This is a genomic window from Bradyrhizobium sp. OK095, assembly GCF_900109945.1.
Classification (GTDB): Bacteria; Pseudomonadota; Alphaproteobacteria; order Rhizobiales; family Xanthobacteraceae; genus Bradyrhizobium.
In genome coordinates, this window is the sequence record NZ_FOBX01000013.1 from 139,488 (window position 1) to 160,357 (window position 20,870).

21 protein-coding genes are annotated in these 20,870 nt (G+C 63.8%); 13 read left to right on the forward strand and 8 right to left on the reverse strand.

The genetic code is table 11. The annotated features are described in order from the left end of the window. Positions 1 to 19 precede the first annotated feature (19 nt). The 10 genes from BMW89_RS29470 (at position 20) to BMW89_RS29515 (ending at position 7,798) form a co-directional block, all read left to right on the forward strand. A complete protein-coding gene (locus tag BMW89_RS29470) occupies positions 20 to 322 on the forward strand; it encodes an urease subunit gamma (protein WP_007605424.1) in 303 nt (100 codons plus the stop codon). 11 nt (positions 323 to 333) lie between these two features. Beyond that, entirely contained in the window at positions 334 to 639 is a 306-nt protein-coding gene (locus BMW89_RS29475) for an urease subunit beta (protein ID WP_092032148.1), read from the forward strand. A gap of 68 nt (positions 640 to 707) precedes the next feature. Next, positions 708 to 1,163, forward strand: a complete 456-nt coding sequence (locus BMW89_RS29480; protein WP_244547718.1) for an endonuclease domain-containing protein — start codon at positions 708 to 710, stop codon at positions 1,161 to 1,163. Positions 1,164 to 1,346: 183 nt separating this feature from the next. After that, a complete protein-coding gene (ureC, locus tag BMW89_RS29485; RefSeq protein WP_092032154.1) occupies positions 1,347 to 3,062 on the forward strand; it encodes an urease subunit alpha in 1,716 nt (571 codons plus the stop codon). A 140-nt stretch (positions 3,063 to 3,202) separates the two neighbouring features. Then, positions 3,203 to 3,502: a putative quinol monooxygenase gene (locus BMW89_RS29490; protein ID WP_092032158.1), complete on the forward strand. Its 300-nt coding sequence runs from the start codon at positions 3,203 to 3,205 to the stop codon at positions 3,500 to 3,502. A 23-nt stretch (positions 3,503 to 3,525) separates the two neighbouring features. Further along, positions 3,526 to 3,825 (forward strand): putative quinol monooxygenase, encoded by a 300-nt coding sequence (locus tag BMW89_RS29495; RefSeq protein WP_092032162.1) that lies wholly within the window; start codon positions 3,526 to 3,528, stop codon positions 3,823 to 3,825. A gap of 11 nt (positions 3,826 to 3,836) precedes the next feature. After that, positions 3,837 to 4,445 carry an urease accessory protein UreE gene (gene ureE, locus BMW89_RS29500; protein ID WP_092032166.1) on the forward strand — a complete coding sequence of 203 codons (609 nt, stop codon included), beginning with the start codon at positions 3,837 to 3,839 and terminating at the stop codon, positions 4,443 to 4,445. Beyond that, positions 4,426 to 5,154 carry an urease accessory protein UreF gene (locus BMW89_RS29505; RefSeq protein WP_092032169.1) on the forward strand — a complete coding sequence of 243 codons (729 nt, stop codon included), beginning with the start codon at positions 4,426 to 4,428 and terminating at the stop codon, positions 5,152 to 5,154. The genes ureE and BMW89_RS29505 overlap by 20 nt, the downstream gene beginning before the upstream one ends. Before the next feature lie 51 nt (positions 5,155 to 5,205). Then, the gene (gene ureG, locus BMW89_RS29510; RefSeq protein ID WP_092032375.1) at positions 5,206 to 5,829 is read left to right on the forward strand and encodes an urease accessory protein UreG; all 624 of its coding nucleotides are present in this window, start codon (positions 5,206 to 5,208) and stop codon (positions 5,827 to 5,829) included. 310 nt (positions 5,830 to 6,139) lie between these two features. Continuing rightward, complete coding sequence (locus tag BMW89_RS29515; protein ID WP_092032172.1) at positions 6,140 to 7,798, forward strand: CHASE domain-containing protein; 1,659 nt, start codon at positions 6,140 to 6,142, stop codon at positions 7,796 to 7,798. Between the two features lie 8 nt (positions 7,799 to 7,806). Here the strand turns inward: BMW89_RS29515 and BMW89_RS29520 are convergent, their stop codons facing one another. From BMW89_RS29520 to BMW89_RS29540, 5 genes are all read right to left on the reverse strand, one after another. Continuing rightward, positions 7,807 to 8,445: a TetR/AcrR family transcriptional regulator gene (locus BMW89_RS29520; protein ID WP_092032175.1), complete on the reverse strand. Its 639-nt coding sequence runs from the start codon at positions 8,443 to 8,445 to the stop codon at positions 7,807 to 7,809. A gap of 151 nt (positions 8,446 to 8,596) precedes the next feature. Beyond that, a complete protein-coding gene (locus BMW89_RS29525; RefSeq protein ID WP_092032178.1) occupies positions 8,597 to 9,739 on the reverse strand; it encodes an OpgC domain-containing protein in 1,143 nt (380 codons plus the stop codon). 209 nt (positions 9,740 to 9,948) lie between these two features. Next, complete coding sequence (locus BMW89_RS29530; RefSeq protein ID WP_092032181.1) at positions 9,949 to 10,404, reverse strand: hypothetical protein; 456 nt, start codon at positions 10,402 to 10,404, stop codon at positions 9,949 to 9,951. A gap of 90 nt (positions 10,405 to 10,494) precedes the next feature. Further along, a complete protein-coding gene (locus BMW89_RS29535) occupies positions 10,495 to 10,866 on the reverse strand; it encodes an ElaB/YgaM/YqjD family protein (protein ID WP_177196404.1) in 372 nt (123 codons plus the stop codon). Positions 10,867 to 10,943: 77 nt separating this feature from the next. Continuing rightward, complete coding sequence (locus tag BMW89_RS29540) at positions 10,944 to 12,056, reverse strand: AI-2E family transporter (protein ID WP_177196405.1); 1,113 nt, start codon at positions 12,054 to 12,056, stop codon at positions 10,944 to 10,946. Between the two features lie 206 nt (positions 12,057 to 12,262). Between BMW89_RS29540 and BMW89_RS29545 the strand changes: the two genes are divergently transcribed. Both BMW89_RS29545 and BMW89_RS29550 read left to right on the forward strand, forming a co-directional pair. After that, entirely contained in the window at positions 12,263 to 13,042 is a 780-nt protein-coding gene (locus BMW89_RS29545) for a L,D-transpeptidase (RefSeq protein ID WP_092032194.1), read from the forward strand. 19 nt (positions 13,043 to 13,061) lie between these two features. Continuing rightward, complete coding sequence (locus BMW89_RS29550) at positions 13,062 to 13,715, forward strand: DUF2865 domain-containing protein (RefSeq protein WP_092032196.1); 654 nt, start codon at positions 13,062 to 13,064, stop codon at positions 13,713 to 13,715. 9 nt (positions 13,716 to 13,724) lie between these two features. Here the strand turns inward: BMW89_RS29550 and BMW89_RS29555 are convergent, their stop codons facing one another. Continuing rightward, the gene (locus tag BMW89_RS29555; protein ID WP_092032199.1) at positions 13,725 to 15,818 is read right to left on the reverse strand and encodes a methyl-accepting chemotaxis protein; all 2,094 of its coding nucleotides are present in this window, start codon (positions 15,816 to 15,818) and stop codon (positions 13,725 to 13,727) included. Positions 15,819 to 16,017: 199 nt separating this feature from the next. After that, a complete protein-coding gene (locus tag BMW89_RS29560) occupies positions 16,018 to 18,111 on the reverse strand; it encodes a methyl-accepting chemotaxis protein (protein WP_092032204.1) in 2,094 nt (697 codons plus the stop codon). Between the two features lie 273 nt (positions 18,112 to 18,384). On the opposite strand from BMW89_RS29560, the gene BMW89_RS29565 reads away from it, so the two are divergent. Beyond that, positions 18,385 to 18,540: a Thivi_2564 family membrane protein gene (locus BMW89_RS29565; protein WP_084292245.1), complete on the forward strand. Its 156-nt coding sequence runs from the start codon at positions 18,385 to 18,387 to the stop codon at positions 18,538 to 18,540. A 66-nt stretch (positions 18,541 to 18,606) separates the two neighbouring features. On the opposite strand, the gene BMW89_RS29570 is transcribed toward BMW89_RS29565, so the two are convergent. Further along, positions 18,607 to 20,772: a malate synthase G gene (locus tag BMW89_RS29570; protein WP_092032209.1), complete on the reverse strand. Its 2,166-nt coding sequence runs from the start codon at positions 20,770 to 20,772 to the stop codon at positions 18,607 to 18,609. Positions 20,773 to 20,870: the final 98 nt, after the last annotated feature.

A 20,870-nucleotide genomic window follows, 5' to 3' on the forward strand; every position in this document is an offset into this window, starting at 1 on the left:
TGAACGGAAGAGATTCTTCATGAACCTGTCTCCCCGCGAAAAGGACAAGCTTCTGATCTCGATGGCGGCCATCGTGGCCCGCCGCCGGCTGGATCGCGGCGTCAAGCTCAACCATCCCGAGGCGATCGCGATCATCTCCGATTTCATCCTCGAAGGCGCGCGCGACGGCCGCACCGTCGCGGAGCTGATGCAATCCGGCGCCCAGGTGCTGACCCGCGACCAGGTGATGCCCGGCATTCCCGAGATGATCCACGACATCCAGGTCGAGGCGACGTTCCCGGACGGCACCAAGCTCGTCACCGTGCACGAACCGATCAGGTAGGAGTAAGACGCATGATCCCCGGCGAACTCTTCATCCAGGACGGCGAGATCGAGCTCAATGCCGGCCGCAAGACCGTGAAGCTGACGGTCGCCAACACCGGCGACCGCCCGATCCAGGTCGGCTCGCACTACCATTTCTTCGAGACCAACCCGGCGCTGAAATTCGACCGCAAGAAAGCCCGCGGCATGCGCCTCGACATCGCCGCCGGCACCGCCGTCCGCTTCGAACCCGGCCAGACCCGCGACGTCCAGCTGGTCGCGGTGGCGGGGAAGAAGACCATCTACGGTTTTCGTGGCGAGGTGCAGGGCAAGCTGTGATTCAATGTGAGGTGAGCACGCCGGTCGGGCTCCCTCCCCCCTTGCGGGGGAGGGTTGGGGAGAGGGGTATGCCGCACGACGAGGTCTCTCGACAGCAAAGAACCCGCGCCAAACGATTGCGACGCGGGATGACTCGCGCGGAGACATTGCTGTGGCGCTACCTGAAGGCCGATCGTCTCGCGGGCCTCGCCTTTCGCCGTCAGACACCCATGGGCCACTACATCGCGGATTTCGTCGCCCATTCCTGCAAGCTTATCGTTGAACTCGACGGCGAGAGCCACGACTTCGAAGAACGTATCCGGCATGATGAACGGCGCGACCAATGGTTCGCATCCCGCGGATATCGCGTGCTGCGTTCTACCAATGACGACGTGATGAAAAATCTCGAAGGGGTTGTTCTTTCTATTCTCGAGGCAGCGGAGCAAGCGGCACCCCTCTCCCTAACCCTCCCCCGCAAGGGGGGAGGAAACCCTTCCAGCGATGCGCCCCTTACTCCTGATGCCGACAGAGCAGAGGAGCCATGATGCTTTGTCAGGTGAGCACATTGGTCAGGCTCCCTCCCGCCTTGCGGGGGACGGTTGGGGAGAGCGGTGAGCCACGAGCTCCTACGGAAGTAATTTTGCCAAACTGCGTCCAGAACATGGTGAAACGAGCGAGGGCCTCGCTGTGAGCACCACCAAAACATTCAAACGCAAACGGGGCTTGTGATGTCCGTCAAAATAAAGCGTTCCGTCTATGCCGACATGTTCGGCCCGACCACCGGCGACAAGGTGCGGCTGGCCGACACGGATCTCATCATCGAGGTCGAGAAGGATTTCACCACCTACGGCGAGGAGGTAAAATTCGGCGGCGGCAAGGTGATCCGCGACGGCATGGGGCAGTCGCAGATCACCAACAAGCAAGGCGCGGCCGACACCGTCATCACCAATGCGCTGATCGTCGACCATTGGGGCATCGTCAAAGCCGACGTCGCCATCAAGGACGGTATGATCGCAGGCATCGGCAAGGCCGGCAATCCCGACATCCAGCCGGGCGTCACCATCATCATCGGCCCCGGCACCGACGTGATCGCGGGTGAAGGAAAGATCCTCACCGCCGGCGGTTTCGACAGCCACATCCATTTCATCTGCCCGCAGCAGATCGATCACGCGCTGATGTCCGGCGTCACCTCGATGCTGGGCGGCGGCACCGGCCCCTCGCACGGCACCTTCGCGACTACCTGCACGCCCGGGCCGTGGCACATGGGGCGGATGATCCAGTCGTTCGACGCCTTCCCGGTCAATCTCGGCATTTCCGGCAAGGGCAACGCCTCGCGGCCCGCGGCGCTGGTCGAGATGATCAAGGCCGGCGCCTGCGCGCTGAAGCTGCACGAGGACTGGGGCACGACGCCGGCCGCGATCGACAACTGCCTGTCGGTGGCTGACGATTACGACATCCAGGTCATGCTGCATTCCGACACGCTGAACGAGTCCGGCTTTGTCGAGGATACGATCAAGGCGTTCAAGGGCCGCACCATCCACGCCTTCCACACCGAAGGCGCCGGCGGCGGTCACGCCCCTGATATCATCAAGATCGCGGGTCTCAAGAACGTGCTGCCGTCCTCGACCAACCCGACACGGCCCTTCACCCGCAACACCATCGACGAGCATCTCGACATGCTGATGGTGTGCCACCACCTCGATCCTTCGATCGCGGAAGATTTGGCCTTCGCGGAGAGCCGCATCCGGAAAGAGACCATTGCCGCCGAGGACATCCTGCACGATCTCGGCGCGCTCTCGATGATGTCCTCGGACTCCCAGGCGATGGGCCGCCTCGGCGAGGTCATCATCCGGACCTGGCAGACCGCCGACAAGATGAAGAAGCAGCGCGGGTCGTTGCCGCAGGACAAGGGCAAGGACAACGACAATTTTCGCGTCAAGCGCTACATCGCCAAGTACACGATCAACCCGGCGATTGCGCACGGCGTGTCGAAGCTGATCGGATCGGTGGAGAAGGGTAAGCTCGCCGATCTCGTGCTGTGGTCGCCGGCCTTCTTCGGCGTCAAGCCGGACTGCATCGTCAAGGGCGGCATGATCGTCGCGGCCCCCATGGGCGATCCCAACGCCTCGATCCCGACCCCGCAGCCGGTGCATTACCAGCCGATGTTCGGTGCCTTCGGCAAGGCGCGGACGGCCACTTCCGTCGTGTTCACTTCGAAGGCGGCCATCACCGGCGGCCTCGCGCGAAAACTCGGTATCGAGAAGAAGCTCTATGCGGTCCAGAACACCCGCAGCAAGATCTCCAAGAAGAGCATGATCCATAACGACGCCACACCCAATATCGAGGTCGATCCAGAGACCTATGAGGTCCGCGCCGACGGTGAATTGCTGACCTGCGCGCCGGCCGAGGTGCTGCCGATGGCGCAGCGATATTTCATGTACTGAAATAGCGCCTCAACGCATGTCCCAGGAACATGGCTTGAGTGCATGTCCGGGGAGGGCTTTTCCGGTTTTGCGTTCGATCCCGGCTGGTCTAAGGTCCCGCCTGGTATATGAACCCAGAAGAAAAGCCGGGAGGATTTCTCGTGATCTACGTCGTTGCCACCTTGACCATCAAGCCTGAAACGCGCGCCGAATTCATTGCCGCCGCCACCGCCTGCATCAAGGAGACGCGGAAGGAGCCCGGCAATATCGCCTATGATTTGCATGAGAGCGTGACCGATCCCGCCAAGATGGTGTTCGTCGAGCAGTGGGAAAATGCCGAGGCGCTGGTGCCGCATCGTGGCCAGGAGCACATGAAGACTTTCGGCCGCGTCGCGGTGAAGTGCTTCACGGCGCCGCCCAAGATTGAAGTGATCACGCCCGAGAAGGTCGACGTCCGCTAACAAGAACAACAGGGAATAACCCCATGATCTATGTCATCGCCACCACGCCCATGAAGCCGGAGAACAAGGACGATTTCATCAAAGGGCACAAGGTCTGCACCGTCGAGACGCTCAAGGAGAAGGGCTGCCTCTCCTATGACGGCAATGTCAGCGTCAACAACCCCAACCAGTATGTCGTGGTCGAGCGCTGGGAGACCCGCGAGGATCTCAACGCTCACGGCAAGGCCCCGCACATGAAGGTGTGGCGTGAATATTCCGCGCAAATGAAGACGGCGCCGACGGTGATCGAGATCATCAGCGACGGCAAGGTCGAGAAGCTCTGAGGATAGTGCGCATGATCCGGGCGACGCAGGTTAAGGGACAGCACCGCTTCACGGAAACGCCGGCGGATACGGTCGTGCTCGATTTCGACGATCGGCACCGCCGCCGCATGGCGATGGCGGGGACCCGGGGTCTCGAATTCCTGCTCGACCTGGAGAATGCCGTTGCGCTGCGCGGCGGCGATGCGCTGGTGCTGGAGGACGGAAGGCTGGTCGAAGTGGTTGCGGCGCCCGAGCCGCTGCTCGAGATCCGCGGCCACGATCCGCACCACCTTATCCGTGTCGGCTGGCATCTCGGCAACCGCCATCTGCCGACGCAGATCATGGCCAAGGCCTTGCGCATCCGCCGCGACCACGTCATCGAGGCCATGGTGAAGGGCCTCGGTGCCCGCGTGGTCGAGATCGAGGCGCCGTTCGATCCCGAAGGCGGCGCCTATGCCGATGCCGGGCACGCGCATGGCCACGACGACCATGCGCACCACGATCACGGCCATCATGGTCACGATCACCATGATCATCACGGCCATGAGCACCACGCGCATGACCATGGGCATGATCACGACGAGCATTGCGACCATCCCGACCATCACCACGGCCACAAGCATGCTCATGACCACAAATGAGCCGGTCGCGGCCTGCGACCTCGCCGAGCGCGAGGCCGCGGCGCTGTACCGGTTGATGACCTGGCTGTCGCCGGCGTTTCCCGTCGGCGGCTTCTCCTACTCCAGCGGCATCGAATGGGCGGTCGAGGCGGGCGACATCACCGACGTCGCGACGCTGGCCGACTGGCTCGATGCGATGCTCGCCGATGGCTCCGGCTTTTGCGATGCGACGTTTCTGGTCCATGCCTATCGCGCCGCTGAAGCCGGCGAAGACGCCAGCTTGAGCGAGATCGCGGAACTCGCGAGCGCCTTCGTGCCGTCGCGCGAGCGGCAACTCGAGACCACCTCTCAGGGGCGCGCCTTCGTCGAGATCTCCCGTGCGGCGTGGGATGCGGAAGGCCTGGATGCCATGGTCGCGGCATGCCGCACGCCACTGGTTTATCCCGTCGCCGTCGGCGTCGTCGCCGCGATGCACGGCGTGCCGCTGGCGCCGACCTTGCACGCCTTCCTGCATGCGCTGGTCTCGAACTGGATCTCGGCGGCAAGCCGGCTCGTTCCGCTTGGTCAGACCGACAGCCAGCGCGTGCTGGTGAAACTGGAGCTAGCTGTTGCCGCGACCGCCCATCGTGCGTTGAAAGCGGCATTGGACGATCTCGGCAGCGCGACCTTTCGCGCCGATCTCGCCAGCCTGCGGCACGAGACGCAATATACGCGGTTGTTTCGCTCGTGAGCGGTGCGGCCTTTGACCTATCAAGAAAGAGCAAGTGATATGGCGAGCGTCTTGACGAAATCTCACGGCCCCTTGCGTGTCGGTATCGGTGGCCCCGTCGGATCGGGCAAGACCGCGTTGATGGACCTGCTCTGCAAGACCATGCGCGAGCGCTATGACATCGCCGCGATCACCAACGACATCTATACCAAATGGGATGCGGAATTCCTGGTGCGTTCGGGCTCGCTGACGCCGGACCGCATCGCCGGCGTCGAGACCGGCGGCTGCCCGCACACCGCGATCCGCGAGGATGCCTCGATGAATCTCGCCGCGGTTGCGGACATGCGCGCGAAATTTCCCGGCCTCGACCTCGTGCTGATCGAATCCGGCGGCGACAATCTCGCTGCCACTTTTTCCCCGGAACTGGCCGACCTCACCATCTACGTGATCGACGTCGCGGCCGGCGACAAGATCCCGTCCAAGGGCGGCCCCGGCATCACCCGCTCCGACCTCCTGGTCATCAACAAGATCGACCTCGCGCCCCATGTCGGCGCATCCCTCGAAAAGATGGAGACGGACGCCCGGCGCATGCGCGGCGAGCGCCCTTTCGTCATGACCAACCTGAAGAAGAGCGAGGGGCTCGACCGCATCGTCGGCTTCATCGAGGCCAAAGGCGGCCTGAGACGGGCGGGCTGACCGGCGCGACGACTTGGCGCAGGCGTTCTTGCCGTTAACGCCCGGGGCCAAACTGGCATCTGCGGAACAAATTTCGGACATGGCGATTAACTACTTTCGGCGCCCAGGGCAAATCCGCCTTGTAAGTCAATTTGGCCGGACGATCGGCCGGGCAGATTAAGCTTTTCAGGCGACCCAAGTTGCGTACTGATGCCTCCTCATCCATTATCACCGCCACTGGGGTTCACCCTGTTTCGGCACATGGCCGTTCGAGCGGCGTTCATATGCTCCGTGTTTATTGCCGACCTCCTGCTTCCGCCTGAGTAGTCGCGTGGTCCGGCTGGGATTCATCATCGGTTTCATCGCTCTGCTCGGGGTCTTGCTCTCCGGGCTGGCGGCCTATCGTGTCCACGACCAGGAGTTGGCGCTGGACCGGATCGCACTCGCGCGTGCGATCGACGTTCATGCGAGCCTGGTTCAGGACCGGCTCACCGAGCGCGAGCTGCTTGCGCGTGTCGCCTCAGGCCTGTTCCGCACGCCGTCGGTGCTCAAGCCCAACATGCTGGAGCCGTTGCGCTCGGCGATCTACGCCTTCAAGACCGATTTCGTGGTGGCCGGCTGGGTCGCCCGGCTCCAGCCGAACGAGCTTGCTGCGGCGCAGGCGGCGATCGCGGCCGCGGGCTTCCCGAAGCCTGAGATTCGCGACTACGGCGACAAGCCGATCGCGCCGGCAAGCCTCACCCAGCCGATCGACGTGCTGATGGACCTCGAGCCGCGCAGCGACGAGACCAAGGCGTTGCCCGGCCGCAGCTATGACCAGGACCCGGTCCGCAGCGCGATGCTCGCCCGGGCTCGGATCGAGAAGAGGTCCGTCGCCTCCGACCCGGTACCACTCCTGCGCGAAAACGGGGCGGTCGGCATCATCGTCGCCGCCCCCGTCATTCCCGAGGGGGCAACGGAGCCTGTCGGTTTCATCACGTTTTCCTACGAGCTCGCGTCGCTGATGCTGACCAACGACGACATGTCGTTGTTCTCGGTCGCGCTCAGGGATCCGCGCAAGGATGGCGGCGAGCTCGTCGCCAACGACCAGGGCGTGGTCTCCACGCGCATGACCGCGGTCGATGGCCCGGCGCCATCGGCGACCCGCACCGTGAGCTTCGGTGGGCGTGACTGGCAGCTCGGCTATTACGCCAAGACCAATTCGGCCCGGCGCGCCGAGCAGACCGCGATCATCGTGGCTGCGATCGGCTTTGCCATCACCGCAATGGTGTGCGGCCTGTTCGGCTATGTCGCCTACAACAATCTGCGGCTCAGCCGCGAGATCCAGGTGCGGATCGGCTTCGAGCGCCGGCTGACCGCCGTGATCGACGAGCTCAACCACCGGGTCAAGAACATCCTGGCGGTGATCCAGTCGATCGTGACGCGAACGCTGCGCCATGGCGCCGACATCGATGGCGCGCGCGAGTTGCTGATCGGCCGCATCCACGCCATGTCCAACGTGGTCTCGCTGCTCAGCGAAAGCCAGTGGCAGGGCGTCAAGCTGAAGGGGCTGTTCGAGGCGCGCGCCATTCCCCACGCCGACCGCATCGCCGTCACCGGTCCTGATATCGCGGTCAGCGCGCGCGCGGCGCAAAGTCTCTCGCTGCTGTTCTTCGAGCTCGCCTCGCATTCCGACGAGGGCCTGTCGCTGGTCGGCAAGCATCCGCACATCACCGCCAACTGGACGGTGACGGGCGAGGAGCCCGAGGCGGTCTTCCATTTCCGCTGGGAGGAGTTCAACACCAGTGAGGCGACGCGACGCGCGGATTCCGATTTCGGCTTGATCCTGCTCGACCGTGTCGCGCCCGAGGCGCTCGGCGGCACCGCCAAGCGCTACTTCACCGATGTCTCCTACGTCTATGAGCTGACCGCGCCGATGGTGACGGTGGTCGACATGACCGAGCGCGATCGCACCGACAAGCTCTCCGCGCCGGTGAGGCCTGCACGATAGCCGCCTGGCTAATCCTTCGGCTGCAAGACCATGTCGACCAGATTGCGCGCATAGGCCGGCGTGATCGGCGCGATGCCGAAGACGTAGCGGTAGAACAGGCTGCCATAGATTGCGTCGTAGAGATCTTCAGGCGTCCCGTCGGCCAGAACGCTGCCGTCGGTCTGGCCCGCGGCGATCATCTCGACCAGCGCGTCGCGGCGGAATTGCAGATAGCGCGCGTAGAACAGCTCCGCCGAGCCGGTCTTCGAGATGCATTCGGAGATGACGGCGAGCTGCACCTTGCCGAACTCGCCCTGGAGCGCCTCGGCATAAGCGGCGGCATGGCGGCGCGCGCGCGCCGCTGGCGTTCCGGAACTCACCGGCGGCAGCGGCAGCATCTGCGCCGCGTGATGAAGGAAGGCGTCGATCAGCAGCGCTTCGCGTGACGGCCACCATTTGTAGATCGTCATCTTGGAGACGCTGGAGTGGCGCGCGACGGCGTCGATCGTTGTGGTGGAGAGTCCCGTGGCGGCCATCAGCGCATAGGCGCTTTCGAGAATGGCGTTGGTGGTCTCGATCGACCGCGGCCGGCCGCGCCTGGGTGCGCTGTCAGCCTCTTCACCACCGCCCTTCACCATCGCCACGCCGGTCTCCTCACGCAAAGCCATTCGGCATAGCGCAGCCACAGCTTTCGGCCTAGCAGAATCGCACGATTATTTTGTGAGAGCGTTTTCGAGCGAAGTGGATACCGGTTCGCGTGAAGAAAACGCGTCAAAACAGGACTCCAGAGCCGCGTTCCGATTGCATCGGAACGGGGCGCTAGGCCTGCTGACGCAGTGCCGCAGGCAGGTCCTGCCGCTTCGACCAGGTGATGTAATAGGCGACCGCTGTCATCGCTGCAAAGCCGGCGAGGCTCACTGCGATCTGCATCACCACCAGGTTTGCCCCGGTGATCAGGATGAGATGGCCGGCAAGGGACAGGAACACGGCGACGCAAAATACCGCGAGCCATTCCTCGCCGCATGTGATCACCGCCTGAAGCGGCCGCAATTTCAGGCCGGGATGGTCAGCCGGAATGAAATGGGTCGCGAGGAAGGCGAGCGCGAGAAAATGGATCACGCGATAGGGCGCGAGGTTTTCCTTGTCGGTCGGAGCGATGCCGTTGAGGACGACGTCCGGCAGGTAAGCGGACAGCGTCGGCGAATGCCGCATCAGCGTGACGGCCATCGCGAAGACGAGATAGCTGCCTGCGAGGATTCGTAGCCAGGACATGCCGTACAGCGCGCGTCCGGGTGCGCCCGTCACGGCGAACCAGCCGCCCAGCACCATCAGCATCTGCCAGCAGAACGGATTGAACGTCCATTCCTGGTCGGGGTAGGCGTGAAAATTCCAGCCGAACCACCTCGCGGCGAGATACAGTGCGACCGACATCACCAGCGTCACGTTCGGACGCCGCAGCAGACCCCACAGTGCGAATGGGAAGAACGCCATCAGCGGGATCATCAGTTGCAGCAGGTCGAGGTTGAGCGGTTCTTCCTGGAGCACCAATCCCTGGACCAGGATGCGCAGCGGGTGCTCGAGAATCCCCGAGATATTGTAGTCCTGAATGATCTCAGGCGCCATCGACTGCGAGGCGACATAGGCGATGGTGTCGATATAGATCACGAACAGCACGACATAGGCAGCGTAGAGCCGCCAGACACGGCGGAAGATCCGCGTCGCCGCGACGACGTAGCCGCGCTCCAGCGCTATCCTGCCGTGGATGATGGCGACGCCATAGCCCACCACGAACACGAACAAATCGGCCGCGCCACTGAAGCCGAAATTGCGCAGCGTCAGCAAATTGACGACGTTGTTCGGGATGTGGTCGACGAACACCGACCAATTGGCAATGCCGAGCGTCAAATAGAGCCTGGCGTCGTGATGAAATGCGGCGAGGTTCGCCTTGACGGACAGTTTCATTGAGTAAAATAGGTTTGTGAATCAGGGTGATGCTTTTACCGGCAACCTGCTGCCTATCCGAGTAGCGTTTACGTGAGCGGGACGGGATTTGTCCCGAATGGCGCAAAATTGCGCAGGATACGCTGTGGAATTCCAGCGAGCCGGTTCAATCGCCTCTCAGCGCAACTTTCCGAAAGAAAAAATTTCCAGTCTGGCCGCGCTTTCGAGAATCATTCTGCCGGTTCAGCCGCTGCTTCGTCGGGGGCGCCTGCGCGGCTTGCCATGATTCCGAGGGCGACGCCGCCGATGGCGAGGATCGGCAGCAGCCGCTTGACCCCGATGGCGCGCACGATCTGAAGTCCCGTCGCGATCAGCATGGGGTCGGCGAGCATGCTCGAGGCCGCCGATTTCGCGGCGCGCTCGGCCGCGATCCGGGCACGCTTCTGCATCTGGCGCTTGTAGCCCCAATAGGTCGCCGCAGCAGTCAGCGTCAGCAGGAAGAAGATGCCGGCGCCGGCGAGGCAGGCCTGCACCGGTCCGTAGGTCTGGAGCACCGAGATGAAGGCGGCGGCGCAGAGAAAGCATGTGGTGATGAACAGCGCGAACGCAGCGCCTGCGGCGAGCGACGTCAGCCGGATCGTCGTGCCGGTCGACGCGCTGATGCCATCGATGATGCGTTGAAACATGGACTTGCTCCTCAATTCCCCACAAGCCGAATTCTCACCAGCCGATCGCGGCGGCGCCACGGCGCCGCCGTCACCGCGATCCCGGTCGCCTTACCGGCGCCAGACGGCGCCGATCAGGAAGCCGATGCCGAGCGCGATCCCGACGGTCGCAAGCGGTCGCTGCGTGATCGCGTCCTCCAGCGTCTCCTCGATCGAGCCGTAGGCGTCCTGTGCAGCACCCATCATGGCGCTGCCGCGCTCCGACATGTCGTCGAGGGTCGAATCCATGTTCTCGCGTGCCTGCTTGTAACCACGCCGAGCCTGCTTGCCCGTCGCGTTGGCAAAGGTATTGAGCGCGTCGGTGATCTGATCGGTGAGGGCGGCGATATCGTTTTTCACGGCTGCTACATCCTTCTCGAGGCGTTCTGCGGTGGCTTTGTCGGTCCAGTCTCTCATCCTGGCTTCGCCGTCGGCTATTGACATCATAAGCTCCGAACTGTTGGCGGTGTGTTGGGCTGAAAACGTTTCGTTATGACGGAAGTTCCGTTCGTGGGATCCCATCATTCCTGCGGGAGCTGCGGCGAATTCACCGGCATCAGATGCTCCTTCAGGATCAGCGCGACGATCAGCAGCGGCGACGACAGGAACGCGCCCATCGGCCCCCACAGCCAGGTCCAGAAGGCCAGTGCGATGAAGACGGCGAGTGCGTTCAGCTCCAGCCTGCGGCCGATGATGGTCGGCGTGACGAAGTGCCCTTCCATGAAGGTGACGCCGCCGAAGGCAAGCGCTGCCATCAGCCCGCCGCCGATGGTCGGGAAGGTGACCAGCCCGACAACCGCCAGCACGACGAACATGGCGACCGGCCCGATGATCGGGATGAAGTTGAGCGTGGCCGCAAGCGCGCCCAGGCCCGCGGGATTTGGCATGCCGGTGAGCGCGCAGACGATACCGGCCGCAATGCCGACGCCGACATTGATGACGGTGACGGTCAAAAGGTAATTGCCGAGATGGACCTCGATCTCGTTGAGGATCCGCAGCGTGCGCAGCCGCGCGTCACGGTCGCCAAAGGTCATGATCATTGCCCGCCGCAGGTCGCGCCAGCTCGCGATGAACAGGATCAGCGTGGCGAAGAACAGCAGGAATTCGGCGAAGGTCGGCGACACGAATTCCAGCGTCGGTTGCACCCATTCGACCTTCGGCAGTGGCAGGCTCGGCAGCCCGTCGGAGCCGCCGACCATGGTTTGCAGATCTTTCCACAGGGCCAGCGGTCGATCGAAGACGTGCATCTTCTCCTTCAGTTGCGCGCCGAGCTCCGGCAGGTGCGAGCTCCACTCCATCGCGGGCACGGCGATCAGCGCGACGACGAAGGCGACCACCGTCGTCACCGCGATCACGATGAGCACGGCGCCGAGGGCGCGTGGCACCCGTCGTCGCTCCAGGAAGGATGCAGCCGGCGACAGCATGGTGCCGGCGACGACGGCCATGACGACCGGGAGGAAGAACGCCTTGGCAAAATAGAGCACGGCGATTATGGCAATCAGAAGCAGGCCGGCGAGCGCAAAGGCGACGAACTCGGTGCGCCGGATCATCGGCGGCAGGTCGGCACGGCTGCCGGGGAGCGGATCGCCTTCGCTGCTGCCGGACATCAGACGTTCGCTGGGAAGGACGCGCACAATTTCTCTCCCGCACGGAGGTCTCCGGGCGCCCATTGGTCAACAGAGAACGGCGGAGTGGCGTCAGAGTTCCATCGCGGCTTCGTGAAGCTGTGCTCGCTTGACTGTGACATCGCCGCCGCATTGCTCAGTGGAACTTGAGTCGGCTCATCTGCGTTTGTTGGGAAGCCGCATCACCCTGATGCTCACATCCCACGGGGCAGCACATGACAAAGTTCTCTGCAGTCCGCCGCAGCTTCTCGCCGCGCGCCGTCACCGCTTTTGCCTTCGCGACAGCATTGCTGACCGTGCCGTTCGCGGCACAGGCCCAGACGCTCGGCTATGCCCCGATGCAGCCGCAGGCCTATCCGCAAGACCAGGCGACCTATTCGCAGGGCTATTCGGCTGAGCCAGCCGCCGACGAGGACGCTGCGCTGCCCGATCGGCTGCGCAAGCAGATCGTCAGCTTCGACCGCAGCGAGCCGGCCGGCACCATCGTGATCGATACCGGCAACACCTACCTTTACTACGTGCTCGGCGATGGCCGCGCGATCCGTTACGGCGTCGGCGTCGGCCGCGAAGGCTTCACCTGGGCAGGCGTGCAGAGCGTGACGCGCAAGGCCGAGTGGCCGGATTGGCATCCGCCGGCCGAGATGATCGCGCGCCAGCCCTATCTGCCGCGTTTCGTCGCCGGCGGCCCCGGCAATCCGCTCGGCGCACGCGCGATGTATCTCGGCTCCAGCGAATACCGCATCCACGGTACCAACGATCCCACCACCATCGGCAAGTTCGTTTCCTCGGGCTGCATCCGCCTCACCAATGAGGACGTCAGCGATCTCTTCAGCCGCGTTAGCGTCGGTACCAAGGTCGTGGTGCTGCCGAAGAACGCGCCGATCATGGCCAGGGGAGGTGACAAGGGGAGCGATTCCTGGCGCAAGCGCCCGGCCGTGACGACGCTGCCTTCAGGCCGGCAGGCGCTGAACATCCCGACGTCGGCCGTGAACTAAAGAAGTTGAGTGAGGTCACATGAAGAGTCGTTCGATCGGCAAACTGGCTGGTAGCGCGGCGGCGTTCGTCGCCGTCGCCACCCTCGGCCTCGCGCTGACGCCCTCGGCACATGCGGAGGATTTCTTCTCGGCTTTGTTCGGTGGCTTTCGTGCCCGGCCCGCGCCGGAGGTCCGCATGCCGTTCGCGAACGACGACATGCCGCGCTACGACACACCACGTCAGCGGGCTTCCTATGGCGGCGGCACCGCTTATTGCGTGCGCGGTTGCGACGGTCGCTACTTCCCGGCGCAGGGAAACGATGCCGAGAGCAAGGCGCAATCCTGCAAGAGCTTCTGCCCGACGTCGGAGACCTCGCTGGTCTATGGCAGCAATATCGACGATGCCACGACGGACAGGGGGAAATCCTATTCCGAGCTGCCGAACGCGTTCCGCTATCGCAACGAGATCGTCGCGGGCTGCACCTGCAATGGCAAGGACTCCGTCGGGCTCGCCCAGGTCAAGGCCGAGGACGACCCCACCTTGCGCAAGGGCGACATCGTCGCGGGCAGCGATGGCCTCGTCGTCGCCAGCCGCAACGCCAACGATCGCCGCGGTGTCGCGATGAATTTTTCGCCGCTGCCGGAGTCGATCCGCGCAAAATTCCGTCAGGTGCCGGTGGTGGCGAAGGAGTAGGGCGCCTCCCTACGCCGCGCGTATCTTGCCCAGGAAGTCGCTGACCTGCTGACCGAGCTGGCGGCTCTGCGTCTCCAGCGTTTCCGAGGCCTGCTTGACGTTATCAGCCGCACCGGCCGCGGTGTCGGCATCTGCCTTCACGCCGGTGATGTTGTCCGAGACGTTCTTGGTGCCCTGCGCCGCATATTGCGTGCTGCGGGTGATCTCCTGCGTCGCCGCGCCTTGCTCCTGCACGGCGGCAGCGATGGCGGTGGCGACTTCGTTGACTTCGCCGATGATGCCGCCGATCGCCTGGATGGCGTTGATGGCATCGCCGGCGACCCGCTGGATATCGGCGATCTGCTCGGAGATTTCTTCGGTCGCCTTCGCGGTCTGGCTCGCCAGCGACTTCACCTCGGAGGCCACTACGGCAAATCCACGCCCCGCTTCGCCCGCGCGTGCCGCCTCGATCGTGGCGTTCAGCGCCAGCAGATTGGTCTGCGCCGCAATCGTGTTGATCAGGCCGACCACCTCGCCGATGCGTCCCGCCGACCGCGCCAGCCCCTGGACGGTGCCGTCGGTCTCGCGAGCCTGGTCGACGGCGCGGCTGGCGATACCCGCGGCATGGGCAGCCTGCTGACTGATGTCGTTGATCGAGGCGGAGAGCTCCTCGGCGGCGGCAGCAACGCTCTCGACGCTGGTGGAGGCGTCGTTGGACGCCTTGCCCGCGATCTCGACGCGTTCATTGGTCTGGCGCGACACGGCAGAGAGGTCGCCCGAGGTCTTGCGCATCTCGCCGGACGCATCGCTCAGCTCGCCCAGCGACTTGTGCACCACGCCCTCGAACTCGCCGACATAGCTCTCGATCGCGCGCTGGCGCGCGGCGGCGCCGGCATTGCGCTCGCGCTCCTGCTCCTCGATCTTGAGTTTGTCGATCGCCTGCTGCTTGAAGGTTTCAAGCGCGCCGGCGAGCGAGCCGATCTCGTCCTGGCGGTCGAGATAGCCGCTGTCGACGCCGAGATCGCCGCCGGCGACCTTGAGCATCGCGTCGCGAATCCGGTGCAGCGGCGTGATCACGCGGCGGCTGACCGCCAGCATCGCAGCTCCGGTCAACACGATCGCGGCCACGAGCAGAGCCAACTGGACGAGCAAGGATTGGAGCGCGCCGGCGCGCTGGTTGGCGGCGTGTTCCCCGGCAGCGGCGAGCGCAGCGTCAGCGAGCCTGATTGCACTCGCCATGCGGCTGACTGAGTAGGGACTCCACTGATTGGCCGTCATCGACGGCTTCTCGCCCTTGGCGACCGTCGCGATGATTCCATCGCGTGTGTCGGTATATTGCGGGTCGAAATAGACCGACTTGGCTTCGCTCATGGCGGCGGAGAGCGCGGGCGGGAGTTGCATGCCGGTTGCGGCAAGCTCGATCGCACTCCAGGCGGCATCGGTTGCACCGACGAATTTCGTGAAGGCGAGCTGAGCGTCAGGCGCGATCTTGCCGCTGCTCAATGCGTTGCCGACGATGACAGAGGATTCACCGGCGTTCTGGCGCAGCAGCCAGGCCATCTGCTTGATCATCAGCAGCTGGTCGATGGTGGCGTCCTGATGGTTGACGCTCGCCGCCAGCACCGGTGACAGCTTTTCGAGGATGGTCATCAGCCCGTCCTCGCTCTCGAGATATTCCTTGGCGAGCGCCGCGCGGCGCGAGGCTTTTGGCTTGGCGACCTCGGTCCAGAACTCGGCCTGTTGCGCCAGCAGCGCCTTGTTGAGGCGGGCCAGATCGGAAACGATCGCGTCGCGCTGCGGGATATCAATCGAAGGAAGGATGTCGATCGCGCGGGCCAGCGCCGGCATCAGCTCGTCGCGGATGCCGCGGATATATTTTTCGATCTCGGCATCAACCTGGACGTCGCTGGTCAGCTGCCGGTTGGTGGTTGAGCGGTCGGCGCGGATGTTGGCCATTGTCTTGAAGACATCGGCGGACGCCGCTGCGATTGCCACGATACGGTTGGCCTGCTGCAATCGGGTATACGAACTCCACGCGTTGAGCGAGAAACCGATGACGACGATGAGTGCAGTGGAAGAGATCACCGCCTTCAGCAGCGTGGATACGGACAGGCGATTGAGCATCGGACACCCCGGTACGCGTTTCGAAGTTCGTGGCCCCGAACGGCAGCCCCCACGAACTTCGAAACCAAGGGATGCGCGCGATGAACGCGCCTGCCTTAAGGCAAGCGCTCGAAGCGCATTTGGCCTGAAAAGGGTAAAAACTTAGACAGTGTTCTTGCCGTATAATTTGCCGTATAATTACGGGCGACGCCCCGCAACTTTATGCTGCGCGAATCTTGCCGAGGAAGTCACTGACCTCATGGCCGAGCTGGCGGCTCTGCGTCTCCAGCATCTCGGAGGCATGCTTGACGTTGTCGGCCGCGGCCGCGGCGGCGTCCGCATTGGCCTTCACGCCGGTGATGTTGTCCGTGACGTTCTTGGTGCCCTGCGCGGCGAACTGGGTGCTGCGGGTGATCTCCTGGGTCGCCGCGCCCTGCTCCTGCACGGCGGCGGCGATTGCGGTCGCGACCTCGTTCACTTCGCCGATGATGCCGCCGATGGTCTGGATCGCGTTGATGGCGTCGCCCGCGACCTTCTGGATGTCGGCGATCTGCTCGGAGATCTCTTCCGTCGCCTTCGCGGTCTGGCTCGCCAGTGACTTCACCTCCGAGGCCACCACGGCAAAGCCGCGACCGGCTTCGCCGGCGCGCGCGGCTTCGATCGTGGCGTTGAGCGCCAGCAAATTGGTCTGCTGCGCGATGGTGTTGATCAGGCCGACGACCTCGCCGATGCGGCCGGCCGACTTCTGCAATCCCTGCACGGTGCCGTCGGTCTCGCGCGCCTGGGTCACGGCGCGGCTGGCGATGCCTGCGGCATGCGCGGCCTGCTGGCTGATGTCGTTGATCGAGGCGGAGAGTTCCTCGGCGGCCGCGGCGACACTATCGACGCTCATGGACGCGTCGTTCGAAGCCTTGCCGGCCGTCTGGACCCGGTCATTGGTCTGACGCGACACGTTTGAGAGATCGCCTGAGGTCTTGCGCATCTCGCCGGATGCTTCGCTCAATTCGCCGAGCGTCTTGCGCACCGCGCCCTCGAACTCCCCGACATAGGATTCGATCGCGCGCTGGCGCGCGGAGGCGCCGACATTGCGCTCGCGCTCGTGCTCCTCGATCTTGAGCTTGTCGGTCGCCTGCTGCTTGAAAGTTTCCAGTGCGCCGGCAAGCGCGCCGATCTCGTCCTGGCGATCGAGATAGCCGCTGTCGACGGCGAGATCACCGCCGGCGACCTTCAGCATGGCATCGCGGATGGTGTTGAGCGGGGTGATGACGCGGCGGCTGACCAGCATGATGGCACCGGCGGCAAGCCCGATCGCGAGCGCCAGCAGCACGAGCTGCACGATCAGCGCGCGCTGAGCTGCGTCGCGTTGGTCCAGCGTATGGCCCTTGGCGGCATCCAGTGCGCTCTCGGCCACGGCAACCGCGCTGGAAAGGCGTCCCACCGTGACCGGGGTCCACTGGTTCGCTGTCATTTCAGCCTTTTCGCCGTTGGCGAGCGTGTTGGCGAGGCGATCACGAAGCGCCAGATATTGCGATTCGAAATAGGCGGTCTTGGCGGCGGCCATGGCTGACGACAGCGCCGGCGGCAGTTGCATGCCGGACGTCGACAATTCCAGCGCCTGCCACATCGCGGTCGTTCCGCCGACGAATTGGCTATAGGCGAGACGGGCCTCCGGCGTGATGCGGCCGGCGTTGAGACCGGTCGAGACGATCAGCGACGCTTCGCCCGCGGTATTGCGGAGCAGCCAGGCGTTCTGCTTGATCGAGAGCAACTGGTCGATCGCCGCGTCCTGGTGGTTGACGGTTGCGGCCAGAACGTTCGAGAGCCTGTCCAGCGTCTCGAGCAGGCCTTGCGTCGTCTCCATGTATTCCTTCGGCAGGCCCGCGCGGCGCTGGCCCTTCGGCTTGGCCACATCTTCCCAAAACTGCTTCTGCTGCTCGCTCGCCGATTTGTACAGACGCGCGAGCTCCGGCACCAACGTGCTCGACTGCGGAAATTCCATGGCGGGCAGCAGCTCCAGCGCGCGTGCCATCGCCGGCATCTCGGCGTCCCGGATCGCGCGCAGATATTTCTCGATCTCGGAATCCATCGGCTCGGTCGAGTTGAGAAGCCGGTTGGTCGTCGAGCGGTCTGTGCGCAGATTGTGCATCGCCTTGAACAGATCGGCGGAGGCGTCCGCAATCTGCGAGATGCGGTTGGCGGTCTTCAGGCGCCCCCAGGACTCGTAGGCGGTGAGCGAGAGCGCGATCACCACACAGACCGATGTGATCGCGATCACCGCCTTCAGCAGCGCGGATACGGTCAAACGATTCAACATCGAAGTTCCCCCAAAATTCCCAATTCAAAGTTCGCGAAGACGCCCGGCAACATCGACAAACGGGGGGCGCGGCAGTTCGGCAATGACATGCCGTTTGCGGCGCGGAGCCCAAACGGTTTCTGCATCTGAAAGGAAAAGGGTAAAGTTTTAGGCAGCGGTTCCAGCCGTATAAGTACGGAAATACTAGAAGTTGCAGTGGGTTGCCTGAGTGGAACCTGCATGGGAGATGGACGTTAAGAGACCGGTAGCAATTTGCCTGAAGGGGGCCTTGCAATGTTGGTCGGCGTACTCGTCACCTTTCTCGTCATCATCCTCGTGCTTTATCTCATCAACATGCTGCCGATGGACGGCCGCGCCAAGCAAATCGCGCGCGTAGTTGTCATCATCATCGGCATCGTGTCGTTGCTGAAATATCTCGCGGTGTTCTAGCGGGCTGCTGCTCAAACAAAAAAGCCCCGGCGCGAGCCGGGGCTTTCGGTGTTCGAATGATCGCAATCAACCCGCCGCCTTCGCCTCGCGGCGGCGCGCGGTGAGGATGTATTCGGTGTAACCGTTCGGCTGCTCGCGCCCCTTGAAGATGAGGTCGCTGGCCGCCTTGAAGGCGACACCGTCGAAGGCGGGCGCCATCGGCTTGTAGATGGCATCGCCAGCGTTCTGGTTGTCGACGACGACGGCCATGCGCTTGAGCGATTCCATCACCTGCGCTTCGGTGATGACGCCCTGGTGCAGCCAGTTGGCAAGATGCTGGCTGGAGATGCGCAATGTCGCGCGGTCTTCCATCAGGCCGACATCGTGGATGTCAGGCACCTTGGAGCAGCCGACGCCCTGGTCGATCCAGCGCACGACGTAACCCAGGATGCCCTGGCAGTTGTTGTCGATCTCCTGCTTGACGTCGTCGGGCGCCCAGTTCGACTGCGACACCGGAATGGTGAGGATGTCGGACAGCTTTGCGCGTGGACCGCCCTTGGTCAGTTCTTGCTGCCGCGCGGTCACGTTGACCTGATGGTAGTGCAGCGCATGCAGGGTCGCAGCCGTCGGCGAGGGCACCCACGCGGTGGTGGCGCCGGCCTGCGGATGCGCGAGCTTCTGCGTCAGCATGTCCGCCATCTTGTCGGGCGCAGCCCACATACCCTTGCCGATCTGGGCATGGCCGGGCAGGCCGTCGATCAGGCCCATGTCGACGTTCCAGTCCTCATAGGCCTTGATCCAGGCCTGCGCCTTCATCTCGTTCTTGCGGATCATCGGACCCGCTTCCATCGAGGTGTGGATCTCGTCGCCGGTGCGGTCGAGGAAGCCGGTGTTGATGAACATGATGCGCTTGGAGGCGCGCTGGATGCAGGCCTTGAGATTGACGGTGGTGCGCCGCTCCTCGTCCATGATGCCGACCTTGAGCGTGTTCTCCGGCAGCCCTAGCATCTTCTCGACGTGATCGAATATCTCGCAGGTCAGCGACACTTCGTCGGGGCCGTGCATCTTCGGCTTGACGATATAGGCAGATCCCGTGCGGCTGTTCTTGGTCTTGGAGCCGCCTTTCAAGTCATGAATGGCAAGGAGCCCCGACACGGCGGCATCGAGCAGGCCTTCCGGAATCTCTTCGCCCTTGTCGTCCAGCACCGCGTCGGTGAACATGTGGTGACCGCAATTGCGCATCAAGAGCAGGCTGCGGCCGTGCAGCTTTACTTCGCCCTTGCCATCAGGCGTCTTGTAGGAGCGGTCGGCGTTGAGCGAACGCGTCAGCGTCTTGCCGCCTTTTTCGAAGTCCGCCGACAGCGTGCCGTTCATCAGGCCGAGCGTGTTGCGATAGACCAGCACCTTGTCCTCGGCATCGACAGCGGCAACCGAGTCCTCCATGTCGAGGATGGTCGACACGGCAGATTCCATGATCATGTCGGCGACGCCGGCCGGATCGTCCTTGCCGATAACGCTGCTGCGGTCGATCTTCACCTCGACATGCAGGCCGTTATTGGCGAGCAGCACCGCGCTCGGCGCGGCCGCATCGCCCTGGAAGCCGGCGAACTGCACGGCGTTCTTCAGCGCGGTGGCGTTGCCGCTCTTCAGCTTCACCGCGAGCTGGCCCGCGACGACGCTGTAGGCGGTGACGTCGGTGTGGCTGCCGGTCGCCAGCGGAGCGGCGGCATCGAGGAAGGCTTTTGCCTTCGCGATCACCTTGTCGCCGCGCGCCTTGTTGTAGCCCTTGCCGCTCTCGGACTGATCGTGCGGGATCGCGTCGGTGCCGTAGAAGGCATCATAGAGCGAACCCCAGCGCGCATTCGCCGCGTTCAGCGCGTAGCGTGCATTGGTCAGCGGCACGACCAGCTGCGGACCGCAGATCTTGCCGATCTCTTCGTCGACATTGGCGGTCTCGACCTTCTGCGTCGCCGGCTCCGGGACGAGATAGCCGATCTCCTTCAGGAACGCGGTATAGACGTCGAGGTCGAACGCCTTGCCCTTGCTGGCGCGGTGCCAGTCGTCGATCTTGGCCTGCAGCGTGTCACGCACGGCGAGCAGCGCGCGGTTCTTCGGCCCCAATTCCCTGATGATGCCTGCGACGCCTGCCCAGAACGCATCCGGCGCGATCCCCGTTTTCGGGGCCGCTTCCTTGGCGATGAAATCGAACAGGACGGGAGCGATTCTCAATCCGTGGGCATCGACGCGTTTCATGATGGTCTTTCTTGTTGGAAATGGCTGTTTTTGGCTGCTTTGACCCGACAGCAGCAAAATGCGCCCACGCGGGGCAGCTTTCAGGACCTATTAGCCCC

Coding starts and splice junctions, on each gene's coding strand:
- ureE (WP_092032166.1), top strand. CDS start 3,837: ATGATCCGGGCGACGCAGGTTAAGGGACAGCACCGCTTCACGGAAACG.
- BMW89_RS29480 (WP_244547718.1), top strand. CDS start 708: ATGCCGCACGACGAGGTCTCTCGACAGCAAAGAACCCGCGCCAAACGA.
- BMW89_RS29505 (WP_092032169.1), top strand. CDS start 4,426: ATGCTCATGACCACAAATGAGCCGGTCGCGGCCTGCGACCTCGCCGAG.
- ureC (WP_092032154.1), top strand. CDS start 1,347: ATGTCCGTCAAAATAAAGCGTTCCGTCTATGCCGACATGTTCGGCCCG.
- BMW89_RS29520 (WP_092032175.1), bottom strand. CDS start 8,445: ATGGCTTTGCGTGAGGAGACCGGCGTGGCGATGGTGAAGGGCGGTGGT.
- BMW89_RS29495 (WP_092032162.1), top strand. CDS start 3,526: ATGATCTATGTCATCGCCACCACGCCCATGAAGCCGGAGAACAAGGAC.
- BMW89_RS29565 (WP_084292245.1), top strand. CDS start 18,385: ATGTTGGTCGGCGTACTCGTCACCTTTCTCGTCATCATCCTCGTGCTT.
- BMW89_RS29560 (WP_092032204.1), bottom strand. CDS start 18,111: ATGTTGAATCGTTTGACCGTATCCGCGCTGCTGAAGGCGGTGATCGCG.
- BMW89_RS29530 (WP_092032181.1), bottom strand. CDS start 10,404: ATGTTTCAACGCATCATCGATGGCATCAGCGCGTCGACCGGCACGACG.
- BMW89_RS29570 (WP_092032209.1), bottom strand. CDS start 20,772: ATGAAACGCGTCGATGCCCACGGATTGAGAATCGCTCCCGTCCTGTTC.
- BMW89_RS29550 (WP_092032196.1), top strand. CDS start 13,062: ATGAAGAGTCGTTCGATCGGCAAACTGGCTGGTAGCGCGGCGGCGTTC.
- BMW89_RS29475 (WP_092032148.1), top strand. CDS start 334: ATGATCCCCGGCGAACTCTTCATCCAGGACGGCGAGATCGAGCTCAAT.
- BMW89_RS29555 (WP_092032199.1), bottom strand. CDS start 15,818: ATGCTCAATCGCCTGTCCGTATCCACGCTGCTGAAGGCGGTGATCTCT.
- BMW89_RS29545 (WP_092032194.1), top strand. CDS start 12,263: ATGACAAAGTTCTCTGCAGTCCGCCGCAGCTTCTCGCCGCGCGCCGTC.
- BMW89_RS29525 (WP_092032178.1), bottom strand. CDS start 9,739: ATGAAACTGTCCGTCAAGGCGAACCTCGCCGCATTTCATCACGACGCC.
- BMW89_RS29470 (WP_007605424.1), top strand. CDS start 20: ATGAACCTGTCTCCCCGCGAAAAGGACAAGCTTCTGATCTCGATGGCG.
- BMW89_RS29535 (WP_177196404.1), bottom strand. CDS start 10,866: ATGTCAATAGCCGACGGCGAAGCCAGGATGAGAGACTGGACCGACAAA.